Source organism: Mesorhizobium sp. P2_D1 (assembly GCF_056404455.1).
Genome location: NZ_JBFUDZ010000096.1, coordinates 1 through 10,561 on the forward strand (window position 1 = coordinate 1; position 10,561 = coordinate 10,561).

The following is a 10,561-nucleotide window of genomic DNA, read 5'->3' on the forward strand; positions in this document are numbered from 1 at the left end:
CGACCATGGTGGTGGTAGCGATTGCACCGGCCACAGCCGCCAGAAGAAACAGTCCCCAAAAACGGTCCTGCAGACTTCTTCGCGGGGCGGTCAGAATATGCTCAAGGTCGTCTAGCAGATTGTCCATGCGCCCAATTTACATCGAAAACCTTTAGACACTGCTAATGAACAGCGTTCTCATCGAACGCCAAGGCCAACCTATCTGGCTATCTGGCGATTCGCTCGCACCGACCCAAGTTGGAGTGCGCCGCTCGGGTTCAATCGGACGGCGGCGCGCGTAGTCACTACGGCGTGCAATCGCCGCCAGTACCGCCACCAGCAGTGACGCCCTTGGTGTTGAGGTTGGCGCAGAGACCGGTGAACTGATCACCAACCCACCCGCCGATGGCAAGGATCGCGAGCAGCGACACTGCAGAGATGATACCGACGAGAATAGAATATTCGACCATCGCGGCGCCGGACTCTTCATCGCGGAACTGCTGAATGAACTTACGCATGTTCCTTCCCCCTTGTTGACTTTCAACCCCGGAGCCGACCTATGCTCAAAGCCCCGTCGAGGGTTATTTAGCTACCGCTGAAGAAGTGCTGGAGTCAAAGGGATTTTAACGCACCATTAACTGGAATGACCTCCGAAAGCGCTTGGATGATCGAGCTAACCAGATGATTTTGCGTGGAATTTTGGCGACTTAACTATAGAAATAGCCCTTTGGTGGAAGATATATCCCGTTATTTGCACAACTTGCGACGACTGTGTTTTTGACGACGTTCAAAAGCGCTGCCTGGTAAGCCACAGCAAGGCGCCAGGTTAGAGCTGGGCTTTAAGGAAGGAACGAAGCGGTAGACCCGACACTCAGCCGGCCAGTGGGTGCCCTATAGCAATGCCGATACCGATGGCGAGGCCACCAGCGAGCTTTGCGGCAAAGTCTAGGGCGAAGGCGCGGATGGAGCCCGTCCCGCCTATCTGTAGAGCTGCGCCTCGTTTCGGAATGCTTTGTCTACAAGGGTGTTATTGGCAAACCCTCCATCGACGTCGACAATCTCTAGGCTGATTGGCTTCTCGCCGGCCGAAGAATCTTCATCGTCCTTGCTGTTATCCTGCTTCTGGATGGGGCTGTTTATGAAGACGCTGGTATAGCCATCAGGCTTGAGCTGGGTATGGCCATTGATCTTGGCCTGGTTGGCGATGCAGTTGACGATCGCCATGTTGAGCAACCGGCGATCGGGATCCAGGGTTGGCGTCGCTCCTTTGAAGCAGGCTGGAACGCCGGTCTCCTTTGTCGGCGCCTTGGACTTGTCCCCGACAAGCCCGTTCGCGATCTCGTATTTATAGACGTCATATCTGGAAGCCGGTACAGCGGCGCCGGTCGGGTTGGTGGTGCTCGGGACGTTGGGGTATGCCGTACCGTGATTGATCAGCCAATAATTGCTGCGATCCCAGGTCGAATTCGTCATCCCTGTGGCGGAATCGAAGCTATTGCCTGGCGGTAGCGCCATTGCCGTCCCGTCTGTGTTTGCCTTGTATTTGTTGCAGTTGGCGGTCTTGTCCACTCCCTTGCGCACATTGGTCGCCGGCCGATATCGCCAGTCCTTGTCATTCTTCTTCAGCGAGGAACTGTAGATGTCGAAGCGGACGTTGAGCCCAGCGTTGACCTGGCCCAAAGTGACGCCGGTTTTCGTGGTGAGCTTATCGCGTTGATAGCAAGTGCCTGCGGTGCCCATTGCGAGGGCATCTCGCAGCGAGGTCAAGTTGTTGTCGATTAGTCCGAAGTTGCCGGGACCAGGGTTCGAGTCAACCTTGAGGATGCGGTATTCGCGGCTATAGGTGAGGCCGGCGGCGAACGCTTGCTGGATGGTTTTGCTGGTCGAGGGCGTCGTCGTTTCGAACGGGTTGCACATGAAAATCGGCACGGTTTCGCAGATAGACTGGACGAACCCGGCCACGGCCTGGGGCTGAATATCGATCTTGTCGGCGCTGCCGATGAAGCTTGCAGGGAAGATCGTCTCGAAGGCACCGGCACCATCCGCCAGACCAGAGGCATTCACCGTCACTTCGGCGAATTGTACCGCCTTAGGGTCAGTGCTTGCCCAGTTGACGCCGTTGCCGTCGACGCCATCGGCGGTCAACGGGATGTCATCGCTGGCAGGTATTCCGGTCAGGTAAGTGATTTTCACGTCTGCAAGAGTGAGCGTGTGATTGTCTGCCGTAGAAAACTTGGTGTTGTTGGTGAGGAGAGTTGCGGCCGCCAGATTGCCTCTGGTGATCGAATCCGCCCGGCCGTCAAGTTCCGCCGCAATGGCAATGGCCATCGCGTCGATGCCCTTCTGCAGATCGTTTTGGAGCCCGTTGACACGAGCCACATCGATCGCCAATACGGAAAAACCGATCAGAACCGGAAACATAATGGCGACGAAGATCATCGCGATACCGTGTTGATCATTCCAGAATTCGCGCAAAAAATGAAACATCGCAGCGCCCCCAACCCTGCCGCAAATATTTCCCCGTGGAAAGACAATAGACCTCATTTTTCTCCGCGGTCAAGTGGCCGTTATTCATCTCGGTTGCCGTATATTTTCGGCATACCCCGCTATATAAATCTTCTCTCCGCATTTTTCTGATACCTATGTTCATTCCATGCATGGGAGATGTTGATCGATCCTCGTATAGTTTTGGCGGAATTCGATAGGGGGACATCTTTATGCAGATCGAACACGCCTAAAAACTGATCCTGCGGAGTATGTATATATCTTGATTGACTGAAGTAACCGAACTGCCGATGGGTGTTGGTAGAACTTAAGCAGTTGACCCAGACCTTTGCGTCTGTCATGCAAGACTTTAGTCCTGCCCTCTGCCAGCCTCTTCATCTGCTCAAATGCAGGGGGGCGAGCCGCGACCGGGCATCCCAAGGGGCCTGCAGAGGGAGCGGAACCGCGACTGGAAGCCGATATCCGGGACGACTAGAGTCCAATTGATCCGCCTGACTGGCGCGGTCGGCGGCTCGTCAAGCGTTAGCTAATATAGATGAGCCCGCTTCATCCGATCGAGGGATGGCGCGACTTACCCGCTGCTCCGAGGAGGTCTCGGCCGGGCTATTCAGGGTATATTACTTCGCCTACCAGCGCGGCTATGAATGCCAAGAGAAGATATGCGTGGCGAGTTCATCGTCACGGCCGACACGATGGTGGCGATGGCGAACGCGACAGGAGCACGGGAAGCCTCGCGTCGGCTACTTGGGGAATAGCGCTCGCCGATGAATTGATCAAAATCTCTGCCGAGAACATTGGCCCGCTGCCTCTGGTGGCGGTCTATTTCTTTTGGCCGATAATATCCCCCAGAACGTCAGGGGAGTAATTTCGCACCTGTCGCTGCTTGTTGACGCGAGGCATATCTACAGGCAAGAGGCAGAGCGGGTTTGGTTGCGGTGGCATGCGGCCACAGGTGGGCGCCAGGACGCGCGGTGTGGTTCGGGGGTCTAGGACRGCGGCCGGCGGGAAACGCAACTGGCGAGGCTGTGCAGGGTTTCAGCCTGCGAAGTCCAGGAGTMTGGTGGCKGGCTCACGACGAAGTTCGGTATGGGTGCGGTCGATGCCTTCCACGGTGATCGCAAACGTCCCGTTTTCGATCCTTCCTATCCAGCCTTTGGCTTTTAGATACCAAAGATGAAACTCCAGATGTTCACGCGGGCAGTCTGCCAGGCGCTCGATTTCTGTATCGCCAACACCAGCATTGTTCACGTCTTGTCGGCGTTTAACATAGAGCAACGAGAGCACTTTGGCCTGAATGACGGCATCCCGGTCTATGCCTTTGGCGTTGCCGGCTTCCTCGCTCAACTCGCGGCGAATGTTCAAATGCTCTTTATACTCGATGTCATACTGCGCCCGCTTTATCGGATCTTTGAGCGTATCATGGGCCTCCACGATTTCACTGAAGCGTGCTTCATTGCCTGTCTCCTGATTATCGGGATGGTAACGCTTGGCAAAATAGCGAAATAACCGCTCAATCGTTTCCGAGTTGGCGTTCGGACTGATTTCCAGAAGTTCATAGTAATCAACGAACAAAGTGATCCTCCCTCGACATCGAGGCAGAGTGTCACCACGCCTCTTCGTGGCCGGTGAGGACCATGCAATAGAGGTGCCAGACGCATTGACCCATTGCGGGACATCCGCGCGCGTCACTTGAGCGGGCAGGCTGGCCGCCAGCCGCGCCTAAAAAGGAGGCTCCCGCGTTAGTTATTAGGAAGGGGGGATTGTAGATTGATCTGCTATCTGTAGAGCTGCGCCTCGTTTCGGAATGCTTTGTCTACAAGGGTGTTGTTGGCAAACCCACCATCGACGTCGACGATCTCCAGGCTGATTGGTTTTTCGCCGGCCGAAGGGTCATCAGGGTCTTTGGTGTTGTCCTGCTTTTGAACCGGACTGTTGATGAATACGCTCGCATAGCCATCGGGCTTTAGTTGGGTGTGACCGTTGATCTTGGCCTGGTTGGCGATGCAGTCGACGATCGCCATGTTGAGCAGACGGCGATCAGGATCCGGCGTTGGGTTGTCACCCTTGAAGCAAGACGGCGTCCCGGTTTCTTTTGTCGGCGCCTTGGACTTGTCCCCGACAAGCCCGTTCGCGATCTCGTATTTATAGACGTCATATCTGGAAGCCGGGACAGTGGTGGTGCCGGTGGGGTTGGTGGCGGCAGGGACGTTGGGGTATGTCGTGCCGTGATTGGTCGACCAATAACTGGACCAAAAGCCTTGCGCAGCAATCTGATCGGACATTCCTTTTGAGTCGACATAGTTGCTTCCGGGAGGGAGAGGCAGCGCCGTTCCATCCGTAACGGGGGTGTATTTGCTGCAGCCGGTCTTCTGGCCCTTGCGAACATTGCTCGCCGGGCGATAAGCCCAGTTCTTGTTCTGCGAACTCAATGAGCCGCTATAGAGATCGAACCGGGTATTCAGTCCGCTATTGACCTGGCCCAAGGTGACGCCGGTTTTCGTGGTGAGCGCATCGCGATTGTAGCAGGTGCCTGAGGTGCCTATCGCTATGGCGTCACGCAGCGAACTCAGATTGTTGTCGATCAATCCGAAATTGCCGGGTCCAGGGTTCGAGTCCACTTTCAGAATGCGGAATTCCCGACTATAGGTGTCTCCCGACGCGAAGGCTTGCTGAATCGTCTTGCTGGTCAACGGGTCGGCCGTCTCGAACGGGTTGCACATGAAGATCGGCACGGTTTCGCAGATCGACTGAACGAACCCGGCCACGGCCTGTGGCTGAATGTCGATGGTGTCGGCGCTGCCAATCATGCTTGCCGGAAAGATCGTTGCGAAGGCGCCGGCACCATCAGCCACGCCGGAAGCGTTCACCGTCACCTCGGCGAATTGTACCGCCTTGGGATCGGTGCTTGCCCAGTTGACGCCATTGGCGTCGACGCCGGCAATGGTCAACGTGGTGTCGTCGCTGGCGGGTATTCCAGTCAGGTAGGTGATTGTCACGTCTGACAGGGCGAGCGTGTGATTGTCCGCCGTGGAAAATTTGGTTGTGTTGCTGAGAAGATTCGTCGCCGCCCGGTTGGCTCGGTCGATCGAATCCGCCCTGCCATCAAGTTCCGCCGCCGCGGCAAGCGCAAGCGCATCGATACCCTTCTGCAGATCGTTGTGAAGGCCGTTGACTCTGCTCACATCGATCGCCAGCACTGAAAAACCGATCAGAACCGGAAACATGATGGCGACGAAGATCATCGCTACGCCGCGTTGATCATTCCAGAATTTGCGCAAAACGAGAACCACCCCAGTCCGCTATTACGCGCCCTTCTACTTCTCTCCACAGTCGATACAAAGATGATTGCTCCAACGGCAATGGACAATCAAAGCTAAAAAGCCCCCATGGGACCTTTGCGTAAGGAGCGCAAGACCTTGGTCCCGCCATGAATGAGCCTGAAGTCGTCCATCCCTTAGGGCGGGTGAAGCATCTGAACGCGCGTTCGGGGCTGCATTGCTGCGGCGTTTTTTAGCAACAGCTAACGGAACGGAAATAGCCCTGCGATATTGAATCAAATTCGGGAGGAGTGAGGAGATGCAATTGATCACCGGTCTCATTGTCCTGATAGTCTTAAGTGCAGCGGGAACCGCAATAGCGTTGAAAGCTACCTCCACACAACTGCTGATCCATGAGGAAAAGGAAGCATCGGGCTTCTTCGCGTGCCAATATTTCACCGGAACAGCCGTGGAGCTCAACCATTCCAAAACCCGATGCGAGCGGTTCGCCGTCGTAGCGAAATAAAACGAGATGGCTCCGCAGCGAGTGCCAGCGGATGTCGAATGGGTTAACAAGCTGCGCCACGCGTATGTGCCGGATTTCGGGAAGAATGAGCAAGCGCGCCTATGCTGGGTGCGTTCCGGAATGGCGCAACGGAACATTAGAGCATTCTAATAGTTGTTCTGGTTGGCAGGGGCAACCAACATCCCCCGCAAGTCCCCATGATCCCTAAGGGACGCCCGCCGCTGCCGCGAATGGAGCGGCGGGTTTCTTAAAGGAAGATAGATGGCGCGAATTTGCTATGCTGATGGTCCGCGACTTCACGGGCCAAGCGACGGTCGCGACTGACTTACTCGACTGGATCGTGCGGAAGTAGCAAGCGCTACCCGGCCTAGGGCAGAATCCCTGCCAGACCGGCAAGCGCGGGCCGACCGGAGGTTCAGCAGATGATGGAGGGCACACCTGCCGCGCAGCCAGAACACTTAGATGTCGCTAACGTTCCCTCAAGTCGGTCCAACCCGCTTTGTCCACGGTGATATGGCGAGCTTGTTGATTAGCCGCTGCGATTTGGTTTGGCGGCAGCCAACTTTTCTCTCTGGCTCTCTCCAGCTCCAACAATCTGATGTAGTAGGTTTCAAAAGCTTCCCCGTTCTTCCGCTCCTGCCTTCGGAGATAAAGATACGGCAGCGCAAACGCCGAAATCGTGACGACGCCGATCGGGCCCGCCATGTGGTTGCTGCCGGCAAGCCAGTAGAAAACCGCAACGACGCTGCCGGCTATCGCCGCCCCTGCCGCACTTCCCCAAAAGGGATCAAATCTTGGCGGCGGTGCTACCGTGTCTGCCCGTCGTCGGGCCTCGAAGCTAACGTGCGCAGCATCCAATCTGACAATTCCCGTTTATCGACGCAAATGGCCGGCGCAGGAGATGCTTGGGGAAGCGAAGCCGCACCGGCCACCTTGGCGGGAAGGGGTTGCGTTTCCCGCGCTGACAAAACTATGGGCATATTAGCAACTTCGCAATTAAGCCTATTGGCGGGACTAAGACTGAAGTCCCACAAGGCACGGGACGGACCATCCTTCCTCCGCCTGACCCGCATTCGCATAAGGTGGTCCTCGTCACCAGTCGTGCTCATCAGGGGCGACCTTGTCGGCTTGGGGTGGTGTCCCCCTTTTGAAAAGAGAAGGGCGAAACGATAGATCCTCGACGGAACAGGTCGGTAGATCGCGCGCAAGAGTGCGTCCGCTGTGCGTTGGCCAAGTTCAAGCATGACGTTGTCGTATGTCTCGGAAATCCGGCAATTGGGGCAAGATAGGAGGTCGGACCCTTGAGGCTCACTGACGCTGCTGAGGGGCACTCTGCACGAATTGCAGACAATCCTAGGTGCACTTTCGATCATCTAGAGAGATATCTCGCAGTTTAGATCAACAGAGCAATTTCGGTGCCAAGCACAATTGATCCGTGGCGGGACATCTAGGCGCCGCTCCGCTCGCTTGGCGCTATTAAAATGTCGGCTTCCAATCACTGTTGCGCCGAGCCTGGATGCCTGCATAGTCAGGAATGCAGGTGAAGAACACCGGCCGACGGTCGCGGCCAGCGGCCTTGCAATCCGAGCAGTCGAAGAGTCCGACCAAGTCCCAGTGCATGGAACCATGGTCAGGCCCGAGCCTGTCTATCAGCGACTGGACGTCGAGCTTTGTCATTTTGCAGCACGCGGGATGCCCGCAGTTGACGTAAATCGTTTCGCGAGCGGCCAGGGTGTCGGCAAGTGTTTTTGACATGCGAACTCCGTTTAAGGGGGGTCGCCGCAACGGGAGGATTATATTCCTGATCTCGATGACGCTGGCAAGCGGTTTTAGTCCGCCACGCCAGCGTCGTTTTGCACGATTGCATCCTGGATTGAATTGTAGATGCTAACGGTTTCTTCGTCGATCTCGGTGCTACCTATGCCGATCGCCTTGGCGTCTGCAAATAGCTTCTGCGTCAATTCTGCGACTGAGATGATGTCGGCGCCGACCGTCTCGGGGACGTTGTTGGAAATCCATTTGTGCAGGAAGTTGACGCCGCGTGTGCTCATCTCGCCATCATAAGTCCGTCCCCCTTTCTCTTCTGCGACCGCTTTGCGGAAGGCGCTCCGCGGAATTTCACAATCGAGTGCCGATACCTTGGGGCCATCAGGCGTCACGTTATCCATCGCACCCTCCCTTGGAAAGCAATGGCGAACGCCCGAATTTTACGACCGGGGAACCAGCTCTTCAATTTCAAAAATCTGTACATTTTTACCATTTCGAAGGGTGCGCCACCGCGACTGGAAACCGACCTTTGGTTAGCTCACGACGTGGGTCTTTAGGGCCGGCAAGCCAAGGACTTCAGTCTCAATTGCGCGATTGCTAATGTAATATATAGACTTATCACCCAGCGAGCTTTTTCTCGTGATGGCGGCCCGGTGGTCGTGGGCGGGCTGGGCTAAGATCACCGGGCCTAACCGGCGCGGGTTGGGGCTCTCGCCGGCTGGCGAATTATACGCCGTTCTCGCTTAGTCGGCCATGTCTCGCAGCGATGTCTTACGGGTCGGCGGCCGGTATTTCTCCACCAGCCGAACCTTGTCTATGGCGACCGTCACCAGCGGTCCCAAGGCGATCGTCACGGTCTTGTCATCGATGCGCGTGACCTCGCCAGTTAACTCAAGCTGCTGGCCGCGTTTTACTTTGGAYGAGTCGCGGATCGAGTGCGGAAAATCGTAGGACGGAATCGACACGCTCACGGTGTCGTCATCGACCCGCCGTCTTACGGTGGCCGTCACCGCCACCAGATCTCCAATGCCAATACCCCGCACCATGCATAGGATTCTGGAGCGCGCGACGGCTTAGTCAAGCTGGTGCTAATTTATCTAAAAGGCGCGGGAACAAAATTTCGCATCCCTCGTTGAAAATGCCAGCCGGACGCCTGTCCCCCAATTCGTCGTGTCCGGCCTGTGTCAAGATGGCCCGTCGCCCCGCCACGGCGGCTGGCTTTTCATTGTCCCACCAACAGTCAGCGGTTTGCCTCACGGCGACGTTCAACGGTCCAAACGCACCTCATGGTCGCATTCGCGGCACTTGAACCTTTCGCCACCGCTCCCTTGGCCAACCATAGGCTCGTGCTTTGCTCGCAATATCCAACAGCGCGGGCACTGTGGCGTCTCGGTAGCGGGCTGATATCTATGCACGCGGGCAGCCGCAGAGGCAGCGTTGTCGAGTTCGGATTTCAGTTTTGCCCTTGTTTCATCGAGGACGGCAAGTTCGCGCCGTAGTTTTTCGGCCTTCCGTTCCTCTGTGAAAGCTAACTCTGCTGCCTCGGCCTTGAGCGTTTCCCTTAGATCGACCATCCCGGGCAAAGCCCTCCCTTTCGCGCATGTCGCACGCCTCGCAAACTAAGCCTTAGCAGTCCGCTTCGCAGCCGCCTTCTTGGGCGCGTCAGGCTCCAGCCTTGCGGCCTAGACCGGTAGCCTTTGCCATCGCCGACCTCCGGTCGGAGTACTCCGGTGCGACCATTGGATAGTCTTGGGGCAAGCCCCATTTCGCACGGTATTGATCAGGAGTGAGGCCGAAGTCCGTATTGAGGTGACGCCTCAGCGACTTAAATTTCTTGCCGTCCTCCAGGCAGATTATGTAGTCGGGAAATACCGACCTCTTAGGATTGACCGCCGGCACTAGAGGCTCGGCTGGCAGGGCCGCCGGCTTGATAAGGCCTGTTAGAGACGTATGCACAGACGCGATAAGGTCCGGCAGCGAAGCCGCCGGCAATGGGTTATTGCTTACGTATGCAGAGACAACCTCCGCAGTCAGTTCGGCTAGTGCGACGTGGTTGTCGGTTTCGTTGGTCATTTGTCGGTCCGCCTTGTTAGCTGACAAACAACCTATCTATTAGGGCATTCTAAAATGCGCAAGCATACCCATTGCCCGCCGTAGATGGCCTCGCCATCGGCGAGTAGGCGTTTTCCTCTTGCAACTTGTGTAAACGCCATCTTTGGAACTACGCCCATGGAATAGCGTTTTCCGTCGCGGCAACCAAGGGAGGAAATCCATGCTAAGAGGCGGACTACTCTGGCTACTCGGAATCCCGATCCCAATCATCATCATCCTGTAGCTATTGGGATATTTGCATTAGCGCACCGCAAACGACAAAGCCCGCTTCGGCGGGCTTTTCATTGCTGGCTATAATGTGGCTAGAAATTTTATAGCCACCTCTGGGGGAAGCGGCTAAACCTTTGTTTTGTTTGGTCGGAGTGGCCGGATTCGAACCGACGACCCCTTGACCCCCAGTCAAGTGCGCTACCGG

General features: G+C 56.3%; 11 protein-coding genes. 1 reads left to right on the forward strand and 10 read right to left on the reverse strand.

Going from position 1 to position 10,561, the window contains the following annotated elements; genetic code table 11:
- Positions 1-284: 284 nt before the first annotated feature.
- From AC1D0I_RS31575 to AC1D0I_RS31590, 4 genes are all read right to left on the reverse strand, one after another.
- Positions 285-497 (reverse strand): Flp family type IVb pilin, encoded by a 213-nt coding sequence (locus AC1D0I_RS31575; protein ID WP_477304240.1) that lies wholly within the window; start codon positions 495-497, stop codon positions 285-287.
- 460 nt (positions 498-957) lie between these two features.
- Complete coding sequence (locus AC1D0I_RS31580; protein ID WP_477400062.1) at positions 958-2,466, reverse strand: TadE/TadG family type IV pilus assembly protein; 1,509 nt, start codon at positions 2,464-2,466, stop codon at positions 958-960.
- 1,053 nt (positions 2,467-3,519) lie between these two features.
- Positions 3,520-4,056: a DnaJ domain-containing protein gene (locus tag AC1D0I_RS31585; protein WP_477400064.1), complete on the reverse strand. Its 537-nt coding sequence runs from the start codon at positions 4,054-4,056 to the stop codon at positions 3,520-3,522.
- A gap of 203 nt (positions 4,057-4,259) precedes the next feature.
- Positions 4,260-5,726: a pilus assembly protein TadG-related protein gene (locus tag AC1D0I_RS31590; protein ID WP_477400065.1), complete on the reverse strand. Its 1,467-nt coding sequence runs from the start codon at positions 5,724-5,726 to the stop codon at positions 4,260-4,262.
- Between the two features lie 334 nt (positions 5,727-6,060).
- Between AC1D0I_RS31590 and AC1D0I_RS31595 the strand changes: the two genes are divergently transcribed.
- A complete protein-coding gene (locus AC1D0I_RS31595) occupies positions 6,061-6,267 on the forward strand; it encodes a hypothetical protein (protein ID WP_477400066.1) in 207 nt (68 codons plus the stop codon).
- A 468-nt stretch (positions 6,268-6,735) separates the two neighbouring features.
- Here AC1D0I_RS31595 and AC1D0I_RS31600 read toward each other — a convergent pair whose 3' ends face one another.
- The 6 genes from AC1D0I_RS31600 to AC1D0I_RS31625 all read right to left on the reverse strand — a co-directional run.
- Positions 6,736-7,125: a hypothetical protein gene (locus tag AC1D0I_RS31600; RefSeq protein WP_477400067.1), complete on the reverse strand. Its 390-nt coding sequence runs from the start codon at positions 7,123-7,125 to the stop codon at positions 6,736-6,738.
- A gap of 618 nt (positions 7,126-7,743) precedes the next feature.
- The gene (locus tag AC1D0I_RS31605) at positions 7,744-8,022 is read right to left on the reverse strand and encodes a hypothetical protein (protein WP_477400068.1); all 279 of its coding nucleotides are present in this window, start codon (positions 8,020-8,022) and stop codon (positions 7,744-7,746) included.
- Between the two features lie 74 nt (positions 8,023-8,096).
- Entirely contained in the window at positions 8,097-8,318 is a 222-nt protein-coding gene (locus AC1D0I_RS31610) for a DUF768 domain-containing protein (RefSeq protein ID WP_477400072.1), read from the reverse strand.
- Positions 8,319-8,777: 459 nt separating this feature from the next.
- Complete coding sequence (locus tag AC1D0I_RS31615) at positions 8,778-9,050, reverse strand: hypothetical protein (RefSeq protein ID WP_477400069.1); 273 nt, start codon at positions 9,048-9,050, stop codon at positions 8,778-8,780.
- A 646-nt stretch (positions 9,051-9,696) separates the two neighbouring features.
- On the reverse strand, positions 9,697-10,107 hold the full coding sequence (locus tag AC1D0I_RS31620; protein ID WP_477400070.1) for a Ros/MucR family transcriptional regulator: 411 nt from the start codon (positions 10,105-10,107) through the stop codon (positions 9,697-9,699).
- A gap of 262 nt (positions 10,108-10,369) precedes the next feature.
- The coding region (locus AC1D0I_RS31625) for a hypothetical protein (protein WP_477400071.1) at positions 10,370-10,561 on the reverse strand (192 nt) is incomplete at its 5' end.